At 54.5% G+C, this 21,118-nt stretch carries 20 protein-coding genes and 3 tRNA genes; 19 read left to right on the forward strand and 4 right to left on the reverse strand.

Annotated features, from left to right (window positions below; translation table 11 throughout):
- The first annotated feature begins 128 nt into the window (after nucleotides 1–128).
- The 11 genes from IPJ68_00855 to IPJ68_00905 all read left to right on the forward strand — a co-directional run bounded on the left by IPJ68_00855 (nucleotide 129) and on the right by IPJ68_00905 (nucleotide 8,904).
- Nucleotides 129–818: a hypothetical protein gene (locus IPJ68_00855; protein QQR78816.1), complete on the forward strand. Its 690-nt coding sequence runs from the start codon at nucleotides 129–131 to the stop codon at nucleotides 816–818.
- A 197-nt stretch (nucleotides 819–1,015) separates the two neighbouring features.
- On the forward strand, nucleotides 1,016–3,055 hold the full coding sequence (locus IPJ68_00860) for a hypothetical protein (GenBank protein QQR78817.1): 2,040 nt from the start codon (nucleotides 1,016–1,018) through the stop codon (nucleotides 3,053–3,055).
- A 59-nt stretch (nucleotides 3,056–3,114) separates the two neighbouring features.
- The gene (locus IPJ68_00865; protein ID QQR78818.1) at nucleotides 3,115–3,750 is read left to right on the forward strand and encodes a hypothetical protein; all 636 of its coding nucleotides are present in this window, start codon (nucleotides 3,115–3,117) and stop codon (nucleotides 3,748–3,750) included.
- Between the two features lie 27 nt (nucleotides 3,751–3,777).
- On the forward strand, nucleotides 3,778–4,278 hold the full coding sequence (locus tag IPJ68_00870) for a CBS domain-containing protein (GenBank protein QQR78819.1): 501 nt from the start codon (nucleotides 3,778–3,780) through the stop codon (nucleotides 4,276–4,278).
- 108 nt (nucleotides 4,279–4,386) lie between these two features.
- Nucleotides 4,387–4,896 carry a fibronectin type III domain-containing protein gene (locus IPJ68_00875; protein ID QQR78820.1) on the forward strand — a complete coding sequence of 170 codons (510 nt, stop codon included), beginning with the start codon at nucleotides 4,387–4,389 and terminating at the stop codon, nucleotides 4,894–4,896.
- Between the two features lie 73 nt (nucleotides 4,897–4,969).
- Nucleotides 4,970–5,833, forward strand: coding sequence for a hypothetical protein (locus IPJ68_00880; protein ID QQR78821.1), 864 nt, complete (start codon nucleotides 4,970–4,972; stop codon nucleotides 5,831–5,833).
- 16 nt (nucleotides 5,834–5,849) lie between these two features.
- The gene (locus IPJ68_00885) at nucleotides 5,850–6,869 is read left to right on the forward strand and encodes a PD40 domain-containing protein (GenBank protein ID QQR78822.1); all 1,020 of its coding nucleotides are present in this window, start codon (nucleotides 5,850–5,852) and stop codon (nucleotides 6,867–6,869) included.
- A 152-nt stretch (nucleotides 6,870–7,021) separates the two neighbouring features.
- A tRNA-Pro gene (locus IPJ68_00890) sits at nucleotides 7,022–7,092 on the forward strand.
- A 115-nt stretch (nucleotides 7,093–7,207) separates the two neighbouring features.
- On the forward strand, nucleotides 7,208–7,540 hold the full coding sequence (locus tag IPJ68_00895; GenBank protein QQR78823.1) for a nucleoside triphosphate pyrophosphohydrolase: 333 nt from the start codon (nucleotides 7,208–7,210) through the stop codon (nucleotides 7,538–7,540).
- Nucleotides 7,537–8,553, forward strand: coding sequence for a YvcK family protein (locus IPJ68_00900; GenBank protein ID QQR78824.1), 1,017 nt, complete (start codon nucleotides 7,537–7,539; stop codon nucleotides 8,551–8,553). Before IPJ68_00895 ends, IPJ68_00900 begins: the two co-directional genes overlap by 4 nt.
- A gap of 177 nt (nucleotides 8,554–8,730) precedes the next feature.
- Entirely contained in the window at nucleotides 8,731–8,904 is a 174-nt protein-coding gene (locus IPJ68_00905; protein ID QQR78825.1) for a hypothetical protein, read from the forward strand.
- Nucleotides 8,905–9,486: 582 nt separating this feature from the next.
- On the opposite strand, the gene IPJ68_00910 is transcribed toward IPJ68_00905, so the two are convergent.
- Entirely contained in the window at nucleotides 9,487–9,927 is a 441-nt protein-coding gene (locus tag IPJ68_00910; protein QQR78826.1) for a VOC family protein, read from the reverse strand.
- 134 nt (nucleotides 9,928–10,061) lie between these two features.
- Between IPJ68_00910 and IPJ68_00915 the strand changes: the two genes are divergently transcribed.
- The 6 genes from IPJ68_00915 to IPJ68_00940 all read left to right on the forward strand — a co-directional run bounded on the left by IPJ68_00915 (nucleotide 10,062) and on the right by IPJ68_00940 (nucleotide 16,072).
- Nucleotides 10,062–10,811, forward strand: coding sequence for an FAD-dependent oxidoreductase (locus IPJ68_00915; protein ID QQR78827.1), 750 nt, complete (start codon nucleotides 10,062–10,064; stop codon nucleotides 10,809–10,811).
- An 82-nt stretch (nucleotides 10,812–10,893) separates the two neighbouring features.
- Nucleotides 10,894–10,964: transfer RNA gene (locus IPJ68_00920), tRNA-Gly, on the forward strand.
- Nucleotides 10,965–11,203: 239 nt separating this feature from the next.
- On the forward strand, nucleotides 11,204–12,466 hold the full coding sequence (locus tag IPJ68_00925) for a hypothetical protein (GenBank protein ID QQR78828.1): 1,263 nt from the start codon (nucleotides 11,204–11,206) through the stop codon (nucleotides 12,464–12,466).
- Nucleotides 12,467–12,536: 70 nt separating this feature from the next.
- Entirely contained in the window at nucleotides 12,537–12,878 is a 342-nt protein-coding gene (locus IPJ68_00930) for an RNHCP domain-containing protein (GenBank protein ID QQR78829.1), read from the forward strand.
- 126 nt (nucleotides 12,879–13,004) lie between these two features.
- Entirely contained in the window at nucleotides 13,005–15,539 is a 2,535-nt protein-coding gene (locus IPJ68_00935) for an HAD-IC family P-type ATPase (GenBank protein QQR78830.1), read from the forward strand.
- Nucleotides 15,536–16,072, forward strand: a complete 537-nt coding sequence (locus tag IPJ68_00940; protein ID QQR78831.1) for a thermonuclease family protein — start codon at nucleotides 15,536–15,538, stop codon at nucleotides 16,070–16,072. The genes IPJ68_00935 and IPJ68_00940 overlap by 4 nt, the downstream gene beginning before the upstream one ends.
- Nucleotides 16,073–16,153: 81 nt before the next feature.
- Here IPJ68_00940 and IPJ68_00945 read toward each other — a convergent pair whose 3' ends face one another.
- The 3 genes from IPJ68_00945 to IPJ68_00955 form a co-directional block, all read right to left on the reverse strand.
- Nucleotides 16,154–16,432 carry a hypothetical protein gene (locus tag IPJ68_00945; protein ID QQR78832.1) on the reverse strand — a complete coding sequence of 93 codons (279 nt, stop codon included), beginning with the start codon at nucleotides 16,430–16,432 and terminating at the stop codon, nucleotides 16,154–16,156.
- 59 nt (nucleotides 16,433–16,491) lie between these two features.
- Nucleotides 16,492–18,225 carry a threonine--tRNA ligase gene (locus tag IPJ68_00950; protein QQR78833.1) on the reverse strand — a complete coding sequence of 578 codons (1,734 nt, stop codon included), beginning with the start codon at nucleotides 18,223–18,225 and terminating at the stop codon, nucleotides 16,492–16,494.
- Nucleotides 18,226–18,320: 95 nt separating this feature from the next.
- Nucleotides 18,321–19,766 carry a DUF4012 domain-containing protein gene (locus IPJ68_00955; GenBank protein QQR78834.1) on the reverse strand — a complete coding sequence of 482 codons (1,446 nt, stop codon included), beginning with the start codon at nucleotides 19,764–19,766 and terminating at the stop codon, nucleotides 18,321–18,323.
- Between the two features lie 333 nt (nucleotides 19,767–20,099).
- On the opposite strand from IPJ68_00955, the gene IPJ68_00960 reads away from it, so the two are divergent.
- Nucleotides 20,100–20,170, forward strand: a tRNA-Gly gene (locus IPJ68_00960).
- 100 nt (nucleotides 20,171–20,270) lie between these two features.
- The gene (locus IPJ68_00965; GenBank protein QQR78835.1) at nucleotides 20,271–21,041 is read left to right on the forward strand and encodes a hypothetical protein; all 771 of its coding nucleotides are present in this window, start codon (nucleotides 20,271–20,273) and stop codon (nucleotides 21,039–21,041) included.
- Nucleotides 21,042–21,118: the final 77 nt, after the last annotated feature.

Here is a 21,118-nt window from a genome sequence, read left to right on the forward strand (position 1 = left end):
GACACTGGCACCCCACCGGCCAGTTGGCCGTACAAGGATGCTCCTGGCGTTTGTCCGGCTGGCTGGAAGGGGAATGTATTCCATGGATGGGGCCCTGGTCTAGCAGGGTATTGCCAGTCGTTTTCTGAATGGGCACAGACTGGTCTTTCTACAACACACGCGTACAGCGGGACACGGTCGTTCTTCATCAAGCGAGTCGCGGGGTGTCTGAGTCAGGGGTCATCGATATTGCCCTCCCCACCCCATACCCAAGCAAGATTTACGTAGCCTTCCGGCTCTGGCTGGATAGTAATTTCATCAACTTCAACACCCCGACTTCGCGTGAGCCGAGCTATCACTTCCTGTTTACGAATAGCGCACAATCGGGAACGGGCCTGCGGGTGAATATGCTCTCGAAGGTTCCGTATATTGTGAATCATAGCTGCGGAGCCAATGAAGGCGGTTTCCCCTATAATCGACCCTACACTTTTTTCGATTTTCAAGATTACACTACGAGTCACTTTCGAGGAGGGTTCTTTCCGGGGTGCTATAACCTGCTTGATCACCTGAACGAATGGCTTGCGGTAGAATTCATGTTTGATTCACCTGGCGGCCATATCACAGCATGGATTAATGGTACGGTCGTCTATGATTATGACGACACGATTACGGACTCGAACTTTACATCACTCCAGATATCGAACTACATGTCGAGTGAAGATGGGACAGGTTTCGATACGAGTTACTACATTGATGACTTCGTTGTCGCCGATACGTTCATTTCGCTAGCGGCCGACACCACCCCACCCGCCGCCCCAACGGGGCTCGCTGCGACATGACCATGAGAGAACGGGACACGGGGCGCGAGTCCATTGACAAGAATTAGGGGAGGGACTAGGCGTTTGGACGAGTGAAGTGCTAAGATAGGCGTATATATTTTCTGAAAGTAGAGTCAGGTGGGTGTTTTTTCTGTTCGGTTTCAGACAATGGATGGGGGAGAGCGGCGATTTAATAAAGATAATAAACAAGGTAACTTATGCTGAACTCAAATCTCGAGAAGAACGTCGAAAAGGGGTACCAATCACTCGGACGGTCAATACTCCTCGTGGGGAGGCAGAAGGTTCGGTTTTCTCTGGCGCTCCTTAGCATCATGTTCGTGGGCGGGGCGCTCGCGATGCTCATCTGGAACGTCTCAAGTACCTTCAACAATGACTCAATCCAAGGCTCGCTCGCTTTGTTGCCGGGGGTGGAGTTGAATACCACGCAGGCAGCCGCGAATTCGACCTTGCTTTTCAATCCGGCCAGTGTGTCTGTCGCTGGTGATCAGCAGTTCTCCCTGGATGCGCGGATCAATCCTGGTACCAACGCAGTGAGTGCGGTCGAGCTGCATGTCACCTATGATCAAACAAAATTCCGACTGGATAGCATCACGGCTTCATCCCCGTTCACTCTCGAGCTGGCTGCGGCGTCAATCAACAATACAAATGGTACGGCCTCTATCGCGTTGGCGGTTCCTTTGACAAGCCCGTCGGTCACGACGACATCGACGATCGCGACGTTCTCGTTTCATTCCCTGGCGTCCGTGACAGGTTCTTCGATTGCGTTTACCGCAGCGTCGATCGCTTCTGCTGATGGCGAATCTGGCAATGCGATCATTACTCGTACACCAGCGACCGTTACGGTCGATGGCACAGCGCCCACCATCACCACCATCACCTCGTCCCAAGCCAACGGAACATACACGACTGGTGCCGTCATCCCGATCAATCTCACCTTCTCCGAAGCAGCGACCTCGACTGGCAATGTCACGGTCACACTGGAAACTGGTACGACCGATCGCACCTGCACGTTCACTGTGTCGAATTCGACGACGGGGAGCTGTAACTACACGGTCCAAGCCGGAGATACCACAACTGATCTCAACGTGAATACGGTCTCTGGTGTCATCCGGGACCAGGCTGGGAATGCGATGACCAACTTCGTTCCGACGACGAACCTGGCTGCTAACAAGGCACTGGTGATTGATACGACTGCTCCGACCAATCAGCAAACTGTCTTTTCGACGAGTGTTTCGGTAGCGGGCGGAGCAAGTGTCACGATCGTTTCGTCAGGAGACTCCACGAACAATGTCTGGTTTGCCCCATCGGGTACCACAAACTTCGTAGCGAGCGCGACTATGACCAAAGCCGCGAATGGCTCATCGACCACCATCCTCGCCCCAGCTACAGGTGGAAGCTACAAGCTGTTTGTGATCGATGCGGCCGGCAATGTGTCTACAGCCTCAACAGCAACCTTGACGGTTGATAGCGTGCCGCCCACCATCACCACCATCACCTCGTCCCAAGCCAACGGAACATACACGACTGGTGCCGTCATCCCGATCAATCTCACCTTCTCCGAAGCAGCGACCTCGACTGGCAATGTCACGGTCACACTGGAAACTGGTACGACCGATCGCACCTGCACGTTCACCGTATCGAATTCGACGACGGGGAGCTGTAACTACACGGTCCAAGCCGGAGATACCACAACTGATCTCAACGTGAATACGGTCTCTGGTGTCATCCGGGACCAGGCTGGGAATGCGATGACCAACTTCGTTCCGACGACGAACCTGGCTGCTAACAAGGCACTGGTGATTGATACGACAACGCCGGTGATCTCTGTGGTATCGGCGATCCCGAGCATTACCCGGGACTCTACACCGTACTATGTGTTCAATGCGACAAAGCCCGGAACGATCACGTATGGGGGCGGCTGTTCATCGAGTACGACTGCCGCCGTATCGGGCAGCAACACCGTCACTTTCAACACACTGAGTCCAGGTACGTACGCGAGCTGCACACTCTTCATCACGGATGCATCGAGCAATTCGAGTAACACGCTCAGTATCGCTTCGTTCGTTGTGACATACGCGAGTGATCTCAATTTGGACCGGACGGTAAATGTTATCGACTTCGGTGTTCTGAAGACAAACTACGGCACCACCAATGCTGCGGGCGATATCAATAGCGATGGCCAGGTCAATGTGCTGGACTTCGGCGTCCTGCATGGTCAGTATGGGAGCAGTGTGTAAGAAGTGGTGGAGTGAAGATGGTTATCTCGTGAAAACATAAAATGACTAAAACTATCATTATGGACGACCTCCGAAAAACGGATGCGGGAGGAATGGGCAGTGCCGTGGGATTGGGAGCAGTGATTCTCGTCTTGGTCGTCGTGGGGATAGTCGTGTGGAAGTATAGTGCGACCTCACTCGCCCCGTCATCGCCCCAGGTGGTGACTGGTGTAAAGGAGACACCGCTGCCACCGGAGGAACTGGTCCGCGTCACTCCGGCGCTTGGGCATGCAGAAAGCACACTGGAATTCACCCCGGAAAAGTCGTCAGTGGCCGTGAGTCAGCGCTTCTCGTTGGATGCGGTCGTTCAACCAGGCAGCAATCGGGTCAGTGGTGCCGAACTTCACGTTCGGTTTGATCCGAAAATGGTTCAGTTGGAAGGGATCCAGGCGTCACCCGCCTTCTCCCTCGAATTGCAGGCAGCGAAGATAGACAATGCCGCTGGGACGGCAGTCATCGCTTTGGGTACCTCGCTCAACGAATCGTCCGTCGTTGCAGAACAGACGGTGGCGAAGTTTTCCTTCCTCGCGCTGGATTCAGTCGGCACGACGCGTGTCGAGATCGTCGATACATCGCTTGTCTCGGCTGATAATGAAGCACAGAATGTTCTGAAAGCAATAAAGGCGGCACAAGTCACGATTTCAACGGGAGACTAATTCTTGGACCGGATGATAGCAATGCATATGGATGAGGCAATCGCAGGAAAGTGCGTACGGGATATCATGCGGCATGACGTGGTCTCGGTCGCTTCGGACCAGACAATTCAGGATGTCGCGGAAGCGCTGACGAAGCGAAGCATCCATGGCGTTCCCGTCATCGACAGGGACTCTACGGTGGTTGGGATCGTGACAGAATCGGATTTCTTCATGAAGGACCGGGCCACTCTGCATATCCCTTCGTTTATGGATATCATGCAAAAGACGATGGTCGCGAAGGCACTGGGGGATACCGATCGCGCCACCATCGACCGGGTCCTCTCGGCTCGAGTGAAGGATATCATGACGGCCGAGTGCATGACCGTGTATGAGGGGACTCCTCTGCATGATCTGCTGCAGATATTTGCGACGACTCACTTCAAGACCATCCCAGTCGTTGACGACCAGCGCCGGTTGGTGGGTGTCGTGACCGTGATGGATATGTTGACCGCGATCACTCCTCCTGTTGGGCGGGTTTCGGGAGCGTGAATAGTGCAGCAGCGGGTGGGAGATTGAAACATTATATGGGGTCGTGTTATATTATGATTCATGTGAGCAAACGGTAGCTCAGTCGTGCGTTGATTCGTGAAAGATACTATGAACAGGAAATATTTCAGTACTATGCAGTGGGTGTTCGGACTCGTGGCATTTGCGGTGCTTCCGGGTGTGGCGAATGCTGGTACGGCGCATTTGACCTGGAATGCGAACAGCGAAGGTGATCTCGCTGGATATACGATTTACTATGCGACGTCATCTCACTCGGGGACATGCCCGACGGGGTATACGAGCAACCAGAACGCTGGAAATGTTACTTCTTACTATTTCGACAACTTGACCGCTGGGCAAACATACTATTTCCAGCTGACCGCCAAAGACACGTCAAATAACGAGAGCGGGTGTTCGACGAGCCCGGGTGAAGTTTCGAAGCTCATCACTTACCGTAGTGATTTGAATACGGACCATGCGGTGAACGTCCTCGATTTCGGGGTACTCCATACGAACTATGGGAATACGACGCCGGGCAATGTCGCCGACATCAACCGGGATAGCGCGGTGAACGTCCTCGATTTCGGAATCCTTCATGGAGAATACGGTGGCAGTTTCTAGGATTGGAGTGGAGAGATAGCTTCCACGAACACGGTGTCGAGACACACAGCACAACAAGTTAAACGAAAATAATATGGATCTGATGAGTATTACAAAGAGAGGAACGCGGTCTTCTTCTTCGCTCGCCCTACTCGTGTTTGTGCTGCCGATGTTTCTGTCTCTCACTTTGCCAGTTCATGCGGCCGCCGACACGACTCTCTATTTCAATCCAGCGAGTGCTGCTCAGACAGTCGGAGATGACTTCAGCTTGGTCGCAACGATTAACCCAGGAGCGAACGCGGTCAGCGCTGTTGAGTTGCATGTGACCTTTGATCAGACCAAGCTCCGACTGGATAACATCACGGCTTCAGGGACTTTCTCACTGGAGCTTGCGGCTGCTGTAATCAATAATACCGACGGCACTGCCTCAATCGCTCTTGCTGTCCCGCTCGCGAGTCCGTCGGTGACGACCACGTCTGCGGTGGCGACCTTTGCCTTCCATGCACTTGCAAACGGGACGGATTCACCGGTGGCCTTCACGACTGCTTCTCTTGCTTCGGCAGATAGTGAGTCCGGCAATGCAATCTCGGTCCGGACATCGGCTTCGGTGACTATCACAGGGGGTTCTTCATCGAGTAGCGATGATGATGGTGATGGCGGTGGACACAAGAAAAAGAAAAAGGTCTCCCCACGGAAAATCACGAATTCAGTAAAATCGGTTCATCGGGGGGGTACGTTGACCCAGCGCGGGAAAAAGTTTTCCAAGAATTCCCTCGTCGCGCTCTATTTCTCCAAGCCGAACGGGACGTACTATCCGCCGATGATGGTGAAGACGAGCGGGAGTGGTGCATTTATGATCAAGTATCGGGTCACTAAGCCAGCGGGGAAATATAGCTGGTATGTCGTCGATACCAAGACTGGCAAAAAGAGTAAGGTTATGACATATACGGTCAAATAAGCGAGCCAAGCGGACTATGGGAAGGCAGGAAATTGTGAAGTATGCACTATTAGCGGCCGCTGCGTTGGCGGTCGCTTTTGTTGTGTATTTTTATTTTTTGCGATCGTCAGAGCAGACGGCACCAGTGAGTAACACGACACGTGATTCAGCGTCTTTGGAATCGCCTGGGGCGTCTGACGATCAGCGCCCGGAAGGGCGAGAAACGATCATAGCTGAAATTGATGGTGTTATCAGGCAGGTAAGTTTGCCTAGTGGTAAACTGGAACCGATGACTGATTTTGTCGAGGCACTTCCGATGGAACTCCAGCTGGAGTCCTATACCGGAGTCGACCCGGCATTCCAGAAACCAGAAGCTCCAGATCTTTGGTTTCAACCCCGGGTAGGGAAGTTGATCTTCGGACATGTCGTGACCCCTGATGGGCGAGATGTGGCACCGGTGTATGTCTGTGATACGGAAGCCCACCGATGCGAACATACTGGACCAGGAGCGGACCTCGGAGCCGCAACCGTGCCGCAGGGAGCGGTGAGTGGTACTGGCGAGAGGCTCGTGGTGATCAATCAGCATGATACCCCCAATACCGAGACTGGCGCACACTGGGATCTGTTGGTCTATGCGACGAACCGGCTCGATACCCCGGAACGGACCATCGATATCTCGGCGGCGATCGATCGAAGCCCGGAAGCCGCTTACGACAGTGTCTCGTCGGTAGCGTGGAGCCCAGACGGAACCCAAGTGGCTATCGTGTCATCTCGGAGAATCGTCATCGTCGATATCCGATCCGGTACCGTCACGCAGGTGTTTGAGGCGCCAGCACCGGTCGACGAAGACGCCAATCCGTCATGGGACAATAGCCTGCTCGTCTGGTCACCTGGCGGCCGGTATCTCGCCTTTGCGAGCTATTCAGAAGCGGCGGGTGCGAGCGATGAGTCCGACGAGGAAACCGCTGATACATTGACGGCCATCGATCTGGAGCAGGGGAATGCACTCCAGACACTCGTCCGAGGGGAAAGCGTCCGTCTCGTCACCGGAGAGTGAAGTCAGATGGATGCCGGGTTGACTCTCGGGGAGGAGACCGGTACACTGGGCAGGCACTAAGCGTTTATTTAGAGCGAGCGGGGCATCGTATACCGGTAGTACCTGCCTACCGGCAGGCAGGCGTCTGCTCCTTGTCCTGTCACACAAAATATCGGAGCGTAGTATAGTGGTAGTACGCCTGGTTTGGGACCAGGTGGTCCGAGTCCGATTCTCGGCGCTCCGACTACAAAGTTGTGTGACGGGGTGAAGGAGCAGATAGTCTGGGTTCCCCGCCTGCAACGCTGTTGCGTAGCAATTGCGGGCAGGAATTCCCAGTGCCCCGACAGAATTTCTTCTCTATGAGGAAGCAATACCGAAAGCTGGTGCGCGATCGTATCCCGGACATCATCCGAAAAAAGGGAGGGATACCGGAAATTCGGACTCTGCCGGAAGGGGAGTACCTTCAGGCACTCAAAGAGAAGTTTAAGGAAGAACTCGCTGAATATCTCGCCGCTGAGACTCCAGAGGCACGGCTCGAAGAGATGGCGGATATCTTTGAAGTTATTACAGTCTTGAATGCCACCGAAGGGCGCAGTGTCGAGCAGGTGATTGAGACGCAGAAAAAGAAGCGTGAAGACCGAGGCGCCTTCGAGGAGCGGATCTTCTTGGAGTCAGTAGAGGAACCGGAATGAAAAAAGTCGTCACGATCGGTGGAGGGACGGGGAGCTTCATGCTCCTGTCCGGACTGAAAGAGTACCCGATCGAACTGTCGGCGATCGTCTCCATGGCGGACGATGGCGGCTCGACCGGAGTGCTTCGTGATGAGCTCGGTGTCTTGCCGCCGGGCGATGTACGCCAGTGTCTGGTGGCGCTTTCGGATACCCCCGAGCGGCTGCGTGAGCTGATGAATTACCGTTTCGAAAATGGCGGTCTCGAGGGGCATAATTTCGGTAATCTCCTCCTCTCGGCGCTTGAGAAAATCACCGGTGACTTCGGTGATGGCGTCCGTGAAGCAGCTCAGATCCTCAATGTCCGCGGTGAAGTCATTCCTGTCACACTTTCGGATACCCGGCTCTATATGGAGCTAGTGGATGGCAGACGCCTTTCTGGTGAGCACGAGATCAATACTGATACGAAGTTCGAGCGGGTCGGTGTGAAGCGAGTCTCTCTCAAGCCTGTGCCCCGAGCGAATCCGCTGGCCGTCGAGCGCATCCTCGCCGCCGACCTCATCGTCATCGGTCCAGGGAGTCATTACTGCGCGATCATCCCGAGCCTCATCGTCCCCGGTATCGCTGAGGCCCTGCGCAAGACGAGGGCAAAGGTGGTATACAATTGCAATCTCGTTTCCAAACACGGGCAAACTGACCGATTCGCGCTCGAAGACTATGTCGACGCGCTGCATACGCTCATTGGGAAGCCGCGGATTGATTTCGTTACGTACAATACGTCCCGACCGACCGAACGGCTCCTGAAGAAGTATGCCCATGAGGGGAGTATCGTGCCGTTCCGCCAAGATGATCCCAAGCGCCGGTACCGAGTAATCCAGACGGACCTCTTGAGCCAAGAAAAAGTCAGGCGTCGGCGTGCGGACAAGATCGCCCATACCCGCGCTTTCATCCGCCATGATCCGAAGAAACTCGCTCGGGTACTGATGCTCCTCCTCGAGATCGGGGAGTATGAAAATATCCTGAATGATATCGTGTAGTCCTCGACCGCACCTTGTCATGGTGGGACGGATTGATTAGTATGGATGTAGTTCTTTCGGGATCGTAGAGAGTAGGCGGACCAGTGTGGCCTCGGGTGGGTATATACCCTCGGAGGCTATAGTGGCCCGCTTGCTTGCCTCTTTGGCTAGTACGGGACTCCTACAAGGAGAAATGCCATGAGAAAGATGTCCCCCCACGATCCCCCCGTCGCTGACTTCGAGACTTTCGCTGCTGCTTCGGTCGAGGACCGTCCGCCCGACACCAGCAAGTTCGAGAATGCAGTTCACGCCAGCGCCATTACTGGCCGACACGCCGACACCGACGACAACCGCGTGGCCGTCGTCATCTGAGCCCAAGCCCGTCGGAGGACCCCCAAAGACAATTGTCTGCGGGGGCCCGAACTTTTTTCTCGCTTTGCACGGAGGCGTTATTCTGGGGAGAGTAGTCGTGATTTTTGGCTTACGAGAGGGGAAAAGGAGCCCAGAGTCAGCGGATGTTGACAGGATGGTTCGGCTGTGCTATACTCCCTCTTCGAGATAGAAGGCTTGAATCCCTGAGAGAGAAAGCCGTACCGAAGTTTGTATGCCCCAAGGTGTCAGCGAATATGCTGGGCACGCGGCGACACAAAAGATAGAGCCGTACCGTTTTTCTCTCACGGATTCAAGAATTGACCGTTCCTTGCTCACAGGCTGTGCTACGAGACGAGTGGATGGACCGATGCCGCTTTCCAAGTGTCAAGGAAGGCCGTAGCTGTCCGTTCGCTCACTCTTTGTGGTAGCGAAGAGAATTTTCCCGCAACTGACCGAAAGGAGGTCGCCACATGTCCGCCCATGAATACGCCATATTGAAAGCGCATCGCCATCGTAGACACCCCTTGAACAAGATTCGTTGGGGTGTTCACTTTTTATGGCGCTTAAGGACACTTGAGAGATTCAGAGTGCGAGTGGCCGCGTCGGTCGTGCGACCGCACCGGGATCGGTCTTCCATTCGTCCGAGACATCGACGTAGAGTTCGAGCTCATTGCCATCGGGATCGAGTATGTACAGGCTGTGCGTCACCGTGTGATCAGCCAGACCGATAATCGTCACGCCAGCCTTTTCGAGCTCGGCCTTTGCCTGTCGCAATTCCTCGTCCGTGTTGCCGATTTTCAAACCAATATGGTAGAGGCCGGGTTCGGGTACGTGTTTGGGCCGGGGAATGCCACCAATACCGATGAGGAGTAATTCGTGATGGGTCCGGCCGGTGGTGAAGAGCGCCGCGCCAGGCATGTCGCTCGCGATTTCGGGAAAGCCGAGCGTATCGCGATAGAATGTGCGGGAGCGCTCGAGATCCGAGACATACAGGACGATATGGCCGAGTTCGTGGATGTTCATAATGATCCGACTAACGGGTAAAAGGTTTGTGTTTTCAAGAGCTTGGGGAACGCCATCCCCAGCATATCTGCCTCTGACAGTATTGGGAAGCCTCCTTTGACGATTGGTTGGAGAATGGCTACAATGGTTTCGTTATGCCCAATTCCCTGCTGAAATTCAGAAACAAGGTCCAGGTCGCGGACGGCACCTGGGCATTTCACTTTGAGAAGCCGGCAGACTTCACTTTTGAAGCCGGACAATATGTCGCGCTTGTTTTGCCACGTCTCCTCGTACCAGACAAACGCGGTCCGGTCCGCTCACTTTCGATCTGCTCGGCCCCGTCCGAAGCTGACTTGATGTTTGCTGTCCGTATCACCGACAGCGGTTTCAAGCAGACACTCATGTCGCTCGAGCCGGGCGAAGTCGCTCAGGCGACGCCACCCATTGGACATTTCACTTTGTCGCATGCGGCGGATGGGAAACGGGTCGTATTCCTGGCTGGCGGTATCGGGATCACGCCGGTGAGGAGTATCTTGATAGAGGCGGCCCAGGCGCAAGTAGTTCGGCCGTTCACTTGTTTCTACTCGAACCGGATGCCGAAGGACGCGGCGTTCCATGAAGAATTGAAAACCCTCTCGCTCCCAGACTATTCCTATGTGGCGACTTTTACCCAGGAGACGTCGGTCAGTACCGGAGCTGCTGATGAGCGCGGCTACATCACTGCGGAAATGCTCCGCAAGTATGTGCCCGCCGGAGAGATCTTGACGAGCTGGTACTATCTCGTCGGTACGCCGGCGTTTGTCGAGGCGATGGAGGCGATGCTCGAGAGCATGGGAATCCTGAAGGACCGTTGTGTGAATGATCTGTTCACCGGTATGACGTCCGTAACGCAGGCTGTGAAGTAGGCTGATCGCGAGAACCCTCCTTCGCTCATGTAGCATGAGCTTGGGCGGGTAAATAGTACCGTTGTGTAGATAGCCAGAACAAGCGGGATTAGTATAATGGTAGTACATCACCCTTCCAAGGTGAGGGCGCCGGTTCGATTCCGGTATCCCGCTCAAAGAACGTAGTGTGACTCGCGGGTTCCCTGCCCGCCGGCAGGCGGGGATTCCCGTCTCTCGCTCACGGTATGGCAGGCGGGGATTCCGGTATCCTCTCAAGATACGATAAACTCAATACAATTAAGAGATTCCCGCTTGCCCTGCCAAAGCTTGCAGAGCGGTGGCGGGTCTCTCGCTCAGTGTAATTGCCTCGCTCGAGGTTTTTTTTGTTTCTGCGGTATACTAACAACACCAATATGCTTGCCTTTCGCCAAAACATGGACCGGAGGGAAAAGCGTTTTCTTTCCTTTCAGGCCCTCATCGTTGCCCTTATTGTGGTCTTTGCTTTGGGCGGGACCTATCTCTTCATGCGGCCGAAGCCGGCTCCGGCAGTGGAGCCAGCGCCGAATCCGCAGCCACTGTCCGAGTGGGTGAATCCGGCGGTCGTCTGGGATGAGGCTGCTGGGGAAGCCGAAGAGGCTGAAAAACCGATTGAGGAATTGCTCGAGTTGCCGCCCTTGCCTCCGCCTCCACCGCCATCGATGGATCGGATGAAGTACAAGGGTTGCGTGGCGGATGGCTTTCTCTCGGGTTACGGTGATGATATCAACAGCGCCATCGCGCTCGTCAATCGGTCCGAATGCTACTACTTGCACCGCGCGCTCGAGACGTGGCTCAAGCCGCCGGATTTCAAGTTGGCCCGGAAGATCGTCTCGAAGATCGAACGCAAGGATATCGTCTATGGCATGTTCATCGCCGAGGCGATCTCAACGAATGAGGATTATTATTTCCCGGCCGAGGAGCGCGAGTTTGAGTTCAAGGAGATGTGTCGCAACGGGACGAAGAACGTGTGGGGTGAACACACCTGCAAGCCATCCTTTGAACGACTCGAATATCGCAAGTACCTGAAATACATCACCGAGCGAGCGATGGATATGGGTGTTCAGAGCTTTCTGTTCGGGCAAATATTTTATCAGGAGAAGAGTGATCTGTCTCAGGCGATCATCCCGGATATCATCCGCGGAATGCGTGAGTATGCGGAGTTTCGCGGGATGGAGATCATCATTGGGGCACAGACAAACGATATCACCGATCCGACGTATCTCGGCTATTTTGATTTTATCGAAGGCGGGGTGGGGATTGACAGCACGGGTGAAGTTCAGGACAACTCATGCCATAGCCGCTGGTGGCAAGAGCCGGGCGACTGGTGTTGGGCGCTCCTCTGGCATCCAACCTACAAGGACAAGGCGAAAAATGTTTTCGTTCATTTCGATTGGAGCGGGAAGATTGGTGATGATATGAGCGTCTTCACCCGGATGAGTCAGGACCGGCGAGCGAGTACGATGCGTCGGCTCCATGACCGTTTCCGTCGGGAACGGGTCGGTTTCCTCCTGCCACTCATGGCGACACTCCACCGTGAGAACAATGGTTGTTACGGGCCAAAGAAACGCTACTATTCAGCTCATCGCAAGTACTCGTGCCAGGATGAGGACGCCATCAATGACATCCTGAAAAAGTGAGTCGGGCGAGACAGTGCACCCTGGTATATCAACACACCCGGGGCATGGGTGGGGTGATATACTGAAGACTATGGATGAACCTCTCCCGACCAAGCGTTTTCAGAAATGTGCTGAGGATTTCCGTTGCGCCCAGTGCTCGTTCCATGTCGTTGGTAATGGGTTTACCAATCACTGCCCGCGCTGCCTCTACAGCCAGCATGTTGATATTCACCCCGGTGATCGTACAGCGGTATGTGGCGGGATGATGGCGCCGGTCGGTATCGAGCCCTTCGGTCATGGATGGAAGATCCTGCACCGTTGCCAGACCTGTGGCCATGAGCGCAAGAATAAGGTCGTCGCAGCCGATGATTTTGAGGCCGTGCTCGCGCTTCAGCAGGCAGCCAATCGGAAGCGGTTCTATACTGGGAGGTGAACGCTGTGCGTTGCACTGAGACTTATTTCCTTCGGTGGCAGTGAGAGAGCAGGTAGGGAGAAAAAAATAAAAAATAATGGCGACGGATATTCCTGCGTGGAATATCGAAAGGCTACATAACCAGGTATGCAGTGGAAAAAGATGGCTCTGCCGGAGTCGGAAGACATCATCATCGAGCTCGGCTCGCGGAAAAGCGGCCTGTCACAGGCAGAAGTCCGGGAACGGCTCAATGAATACGGTCCGAATCGCCTGACGGAAGAGGTTTCGCCGTGGCCGGCGATGCTCAAGCGACGCTTCCGCTCGTCTTTTCTTTACCTATTGCTTGCGGCGGCGCTTCTGTCGTTCATTCTCGGCGAGCGGCTCGAGGCCGCGCTCATCCTCGTCTTCGTCTTCATCAATGTCGCGCTCGAGAGCTATCAGGAATATCATTCGGAACAGAGTATCCGTCTCCTCCGCCGATACCTCGTCTCGCATGTACGGGTTCGGCGGGGAGGGGAAGTTCTCTTGGTCGAAAATGAAAGCGTCGTACCCGGGGATATCGTGCTGGTCGAAGCGGGGGATCGTTTAGCGGCGGATATCCGATTCATTTCTTCGACCGCACTCATGCTCGATGAGAGTGTGATGAGTGGTGAGTCAGTACCGGTCGCGAAGACACATGCTCCGCTCATTTTTCCTAAGGCGGAGCAGTCAGAAGCGGCAAATATCGGATTTGCCGGAACCGTCGTTACCTCGGGCCGTGGAGAAGGTATCGTCATTGCGACTGGTAAGGAGACATCGCTTGGAGATATCGCGACCATGACCGAAGAACCGCGTCATGAGACGACCTTCGAAAAGGGGATCAATCATTTCAGTCGCTTCATCCTTCGTCTCGTCGCTGGGACACTGTTCTTCATTTTCATCGCCAATATTTTCCTCCGGCGTGGGGAGACGAATGTGGCTGAGTTGCTTATTTTCTCCTTGGCACTGGCTGTCTCCGTCATCCCCGAGGCGCTACCCGTTATCACGACCGTGACGCTTTCACGCGGGTCGATCCGTCTGGCCCAGAAGAAGGTTGTTGTGAAGCGCTTGTCAGCGATCGAGGATCTGGGCAGCATCAGCGTCTTGTGCACGGACAAGACCGGAACACTGACCGAGAATGCGCTGGCGGTGGCAGATGTGCAGGCAGTTGATCGCGCGGCCTGTCTCCGTATGGCGAGTATCGCCTCGGTTCAGACGCCGATCAATCGTGCGCTTTTGCATGACCCGTTTGATCTCGCCATCTGGCACGCGCTCTCGGAAGCGGAAAAGATCAGCGTGGCGGGCGTCGCCCGGATCGATTCACTCCCGTTCGATCCAGGACGTCGCCGCAACAGCGTGTTGGTTCAGCTCGAACGAAAGACGACCTTGATCGTGCGGGGGGCGTTCGAGGAAATCATCGGGCGTTGCGCTGATCTCTCGGATTCAGATCGATCCCGCCTCATCGGCTGGGGGAATGCTGCGGGCAAAGAAGGGAAACGCGTGCTTGCAGTCGCGACCCGGTTGTTGCCAAGGAAACGTGTCATCAATGCTACAGCTGAGGACGCCTTAACCTATGTGGGGATGGTCGCCTTCCTCGATCCACTCAAGAAATCTGCCACCAAGACTATCTCTGACGCTCGGGCGCTCGGTATCTCGGTGAAGATCCTTACTGGGGATAGCCTCGATGTGGCCGCAGCGGTCGCCAAATCCGTCGGATTGGTGAATGACGTCGCTGAGGAGGTTATCACCGGAGCTGAGTTGGAGGCCCTTTCGGCGGCGCTCCAGCGGGAGCAAGTCGAGCGCTGTCATGTCTTCGCTCGGGTATCGCCCCAGCAGAAGCACCTCATCATCAGTCTCTTGCAAGAGAAACACGAGGTCGGATTCCTCGGCGAAGGCATTAACGATGCGCCGGCGCTGAAACTGGCGAATGTCGGGCTTGTTGTCCAGGGCGCGGCGGACATCGCCAAAGAAGCAGCGGATATCGTCCTCCTCCAGCGTAACCTGGGCACGGTCATCGAGGGTGTGCGGGAAGGACGGATCATCTTTGCGAATATCCTGAAGTATCTCCGTATTACGCTCACTTCAAACTTCGGAAACTTCTATTCTGTCGCGCTCGCGTCTCTATTCCTTCCATTTGTCCCGCTCTTACCGATTCAGATCCTCCTCCTCAACCTTTTGTCAGATTTCCCGATGATCGCTGTTGCGACTGACAATGTCGATCAGGAGGAACTCGGAAACCCGCGCTCTTATCAGGTCGGTTCGGTGGTCCTCATGACCATTTTTTTCGGTTTTGTAAGTTCGCTCTTCGATTTTGCACTTTTCGCGATGTTCTACCGCGAGGGAGCGCCGGCGCTTCAGACAGCATGGTTCATGCTCTCGCTTGTGACGGAGATCATCCTGATCTTTTCGCTTCGGACCAAGTCATTTTTCCTCGCCGCCCGGCGGCCTTCGTGGGCGCTCATCGGACTCTCCTTCCTCGCACTTGTAGCAGCTTTTGGAGTTGTCGAAACGAGGGTCGGGCGAGAGGTATTACACTTTTCCCCCGAGAGCGGGCACATCATCATGGTTGTGATGATGCTCGCGGGGCTCTACTTCGTCGCCACGGAGGGGGTGAAGCGCTACTATGTCCGTCACTTTGAGGCCGCTCGAGGCAAAGCTATATGACGGTGCTGCGGCGGGTGTTGGGAGAGAAAATGTATCAGGTTCTCCTCGCGGGGCTCCTCCTTGCTGCACTCTTGTATCAGAAAGAAACTGGTATCCTTCCTGAGTGGCGTGTCCCGGATGCGATACCAGAGAGTACGGCAGAGGTCCGAGTCACCCGTGTTATCGATGGCGATACTTTTGAAATCGAAGGCGGGGAACGGGTGCGGCTCATCGGTGTCGATACGCCGGAGAGCGTGAAGCCGAATACGCCGGTCGAGTGCTATGCGCGGGAGTCGAGCGAGTATCTCAAGGGTTTGATAGAGGGGAAAGCCGTGAGGCTCGAACGTGATCGAACAGACCGCGACCGATATGCGCGGCTCTTGCGCTACGTCTATCAGGGCGATGTATTTGTGAACGAGAGAATTGTCCGTGAGGGGTATGCGAAGTCGGTGGCGTATCGTCCGGACATTCAGAATCAGGCGCGTTTGGACGATGCGGAACGCCAAGCGAAAGCGGAGCAGCAAGGCCGTTGGGCTACCCAGGCTTGTCCGTAGGCGCGTTGCTCGACCGCGAAAAACAAAGAGTCCCAGGAACTGAGTGGTTCCTGGGACTCTCGCCTTCTGACCGATGAGACTCTAGAGTTTGCGGCGGAGCTCTTCCTCAACCTTCTTCAAATTCTCATCTGAGAAGTGGCCTGGCGCATTGGTTTTCAGGTTCTCAACAAGCCGGTCAATTTCTTTCTCTGATATTCCACTTTGCATCCCGTCTTCATTCAAATCACCATCCAGCACGGCGCGGACATAACGGATATCATCCTCGGACAGACCGCGATCACGAAGCCTCGGAATGACCGATTCGCGGAATTCTTCTCGGGTCACCTTTTTGCTGTCGCTGTCACCAAAAAGCCAGAACATAGAGTAAGTCGTTAGTAGTTAGCTGATAGCGTCGGAGAAATTCAAAGTGAGCGACTCAGTTATTTCTTTTCAGTAATTTCAGTTTGGTGGCGACTGAGAAAATCTGACAGTGTCAGGGCCCCGATCTTGCCTTCACTCCGATGCTCGACGCTAAGGGTCTCAGCAGTGACTTCTTGGTCACCGACGACGACGATGTAAGGGACTTTCTCGACTTTGGCATTGCGGACTTTCTTCCCGAGGGACTCATCACTTCGGTCGAGTTCGACCCGGATGTCGGATTTCCAGAGCTCGGTCACGATACCTTCGGCATAGGTGAGGTGCTTCTCGCTAATTGGGAGAACCTTCACCTGGACCGGCGCGAGCCAGAGCGGGAATATGCCTGCGGTGTGCTCGATGTAGACGGAGAGAAAGCGTTCGAGTGATCCAAGGAGTGCCTTGTGAATCATCACCGGCCGTTTTTCTGCCCCATCAGAGTCGACGTAGGCGAGACCGAAGCGTTCTGGTTGGACAAAATCCAGCTGCACGGTGGCACACTGCCATTCTCGTCCTAAGGAATCCCGGACCATGAAATCAATTTTCGGGCCATAGAAGGCGGCTTCTCCTGGGCCGGGAATCGCTTCGAGAGATTCTTCTTTGGCTACTTTCGTTATGACAGACTCTGCCAATTCCCAGGTTGCGGCATCGCCTAAGAATTTGTCAGAATCATCGCGGAACGAGAGTCTCGCGTAAAAATCGAGCCGGAGCGTAGTGTAGAGTTCCTTGACCATGAGGACGACATTTCGAAGTTCCGTTTCCATGTCTTTTTCCTGGCAGAAGACGTGGCCATCGTCCTGAGAAAGCGATCGGACGCGCGCGAGTCCATGGAGTTCGCCGCTTTTTTCGTCACGGTAATTGGTGGTGTTCTCCATGTAGCGCACGGGGAGTTCGCGATAACTCCAAGGTTTTCTCGCAAAGAGCTGAGCGTGGTGCGGACAATTCATCGGTTTCAACATGAAAACATCGTCGGATTCAGCGCTTGTCACCTCGAAACGCTCGGGGTATTTCTCATAGTGGCCGGAGTGTTTGTAGAGCTCGGTGCGAGCCATATGCGGAGTCCAGACTCGTTCGAAACCGTACTTGGCCTGGAGTTCTTGGGAATAGCCAGCGAGCGTGTCGCGGAGGAAACAGCCTTTGGGAGTGAAGAGCGGAAGGCCGGAACCGACGAGTTCGGAAAGTGTGAAAAGATCAAGCTCTCGGCCTAGCTTGCGATGGTCGCGCTTCTTGGCTTCTTCTTGCTGGGCGAGATAGGTTCGCAAATCAGTCTCTGTTTCGAAAGCCAGTCCGTACACTCGGGTGAGCATAGGATTCTTCTCATCACCCCGCCAATATGCTCCGGCCAAATGAGTGAGCATAAAACTCTGCGCATCAATCTCGCTGGTATTTTCTACATGCCCACCCGCGCAAAGATCGGTAAAGTCACCGGTTGTGTACAGGGTGATGGGCGTGCCGACCTGAGCTAGATCATCGATGATGGCTAGTTTGAATGGGTTGCCTTTGAAGTGGGTTCGAGCTTCTTCTACCGAGACATCTTGGCGGACAAAGGGCAGTTTCTTGTTGACCTGCTTGCGCATGGTCTTTTCAAAAGCCCGAAAATCTTCCGGGATAGGTGTTCGGCCTTCAGAAAATTGAATATCGTAATAGAATCCGTTTTCCGTTACTGGACCGACCGAGAGCAGGGCCTTCGGATCGTGCTCGAGCGCGGCGATGGCCAAGAGGTGAGCTAGAGAATGTCGTTTTTCTTGTATCGAAGCCATAATGCTATGTATCTTAGCCAAAACTGTGACTTTGCGCAAAAAACCGCCCCATCGGAAAGGGCGGCTTCGGGCGAGGAGTAGCGACAGTCAGAGAATTACTTCTTCTCTTCGACTTCCTGGAACGAGAGAACGAGGTCTTTTTTCAGGTCGACGGACTGGCTCACGACACTGCCATCCTTGCGCTTGATGGTGATGGTCACGGGGGTAGTGCCGACACCGGACTGCTTCTGGAGCAAGAGTTGATAGCCTTCTTCCTTGATGGTGTCGGGCAGCTCATACTTGATCATGCCCGGCGTCTCGTGATTCATGACTGCATCGACGAAGACACCAAAAAACGTCTTATTGAAGGCCTCATCGGTCAAGGGGTAACTCACGAGCTGACGCTCGAGGAGCTTCGCCCCTTTCGGGACATATGCACGTAAGTACGAGTGATAGTCGCTCGTCCGCCAGTCCCCATAGGTCGCGCGATGTTTGTAGGTGTGGGTGAGCGTGGCGATTGGTTTCTCGCCCGTGAAGTCCACTGTGTAGTCGACGGAACGACTGACGAAGTAGTCACTCTTTAGCGCACCGAGATTGGCATCGACGAGCATGAGGTAGTCATTGTTCCAGTCGGTATTGACCGTACCATCCCACTTCACGCCAGCGACGATATCTTGGAGCGCAGTGTCTTTGAAGGAGAGCATGACATTTTTCTCTCCGAGCTCACGATGAGCGAACTCGATCATCTTGGGGATGTTCTCGACGGTGGCGAGGCGCTTCACCATCTCGGTGGCGAGGACTTTCATGATTGCCTTGCGGTTCTGCTTCAATTCGGCGGCGACATCATCCCCGAGATAGGCCTTTTCCACCACTTCCTCGAGCTTCAGCGCACCACCGTCGGACGTGAAAGTAGTGGAGTAACCCGGTGGTGTGATCGGTCCGGTGATGACGAGCGCATGGTCGAAGACATTGGCATTGATCGCGATCACTCCATCGAATTTTTGACCACCACCAGCCAGTCGATAGAAATATTCAGCCTTGGCAGCGTTGGTCGGGAAATCCGGCGAAAAATTCGAATCGCGCATCTTCCAGCGTTTCAGCTGGAGCTTGCGGGTGAGGGGATAGGGCGGTGTAATTTTCACCGTGATGCGCTGGTCGAGCAAGTTGGCATCCTCGACGAAGGTCGAGAGGACCTGACCGTCTTTCACCTTTACGATCGCGTACTGGCCGAGGAAGCCGCCGCCGGGGCGGAGCTCGTAATTATTCTGAAGCAGCACGAGATAAGTGCGCTGAATTCCGTCCTTCTTCAGGAGCGCTTCGGCGAGCTGGTTGACGGCGGCAAGTTCTTTTTTCGTATCGGCTTCGAGGGGGAGGAATTTGGAGACTTTGGCGATGGCAGAGAGGCCGCCGAGAGCAAACTCTTGCTTATGATCCTTGGCGAAAAAAACCGTCGCACCGCCGGCCAGGATGATGATGAGAGTGAGGGCGATAAAAAAACGCTTCCAAGTGAACCATGACACCTTTCCTGGCGAGTAGCGCTCCTGGCTGGAATGTATTGCCATAATGTTTGTTTGAGTTCTCTATTTTTTCAAAGACAAAAGGTGCGGTGGTGAACCAAGTTGGTATGAGAGATGAGAAAAATCTATTTTGATACTCCCCAATGATACCAAGAAGTGCGGGCTTTGACGAACGCTTGATTTGCTCACGCGCATGAGCTATAAAGAGTGTGTTTCGCACTCTGATTGGTAATACGATCAGGGCGTCGAATCAGGCGAGATTAGCCCGCCCGCAGTGGTACGCGCAGTGTTTCGGGCATATATACTGTGTATAGTACCTGCCTACCGCAGCCATGCATGACCTTAATTAGATACGGCGAATCTTCGAGTTTCCAATTAGCGGGTATAGTATAGTGGTAATACGTGACCTTCCCAAGGTTAAGCGACGAGTTCGATTCTCGTTACCCGCTCAATGTTTTTTAGGTGAGGCATGGGTTCCCTGCCTGTCGGCGGCAGGGATTTACGTATCTCGCCTAGTACTGAACGGCAGTGGTATACTGGAGGAAATATATGGCGAACAAGAATTTCTCATTCGGCGAGGCGTTTGGGGCCGGCTGGGCGAAGCTGAAAGAGCACTGGGTGTTTCTCATCGTAGCCTACATGACGGTTCTCGTAGTTAGCGGCCTGTTCAGCGCGATCGCACAAGGGCCATACCAGGGCATCGAACCGACGAGTGGTCTGCTCGAACTCATCGGATTCCTGATCCGTATCTGGTTGAATTTCAACTTTCTCGTCATCACGATCCGCCTCTTCGACGATGTGAAACCAGCGTGGCGCGACCTCTTTGTCTGGCGCGAAGAAACTATTCCCTATGTCGGAGCCTCGATCCTCTATGTGTTGATCGTGTGCCTCGGTCTCATTGCCTTCATCATTCCAGGAATCTACTTCTCGGTGAAGTATAGCTTTTACGGGTTTCTCATTGCCGACAAGAAGATGGGAGCATTTGACGCCTTGAAGGCGAGTGGTCAGATGACAGACGGAGTGAAGTGGCTCCTCATCGGATTCGGCTTTGCCTCTGCGGGCGTCGTCCTCCTCGGCGCTTTGGCACTCGGTGTCGGGCTTCTGATCGCATTACCAGTCATTTCACTCGCGCTTGTCGCTGTCTACCGCTCACTCTATGATCAGACCTTTGATCTGGTGACGGCGACTCCGGGGACGGTCGTCACTACCTCACTCGCAGAGATGTTGGTTGTTCCCGATCCCGAGACTTCGGCTGCATCCAAGGCCAAGGTTCCAGAAGTCATGGTTACCCCAGCCCCCCAGACTTCAGAGAAACAGTAGGTGTTTCCCACGTGTGTTGGCGACTCCACACCATCTGCTGCGCCAGTGAGGTATGAGTACCGTCAGCGGTTCACCTC

It is taken from the genome of Candidatus Moraniibacteriota bacterium, assembly GCA_016699425.1.
GTDB lineage: Bacteria > Patescibacteriota > Minisyncoccia > Moranbacterales > UBA1568 > SSEF01.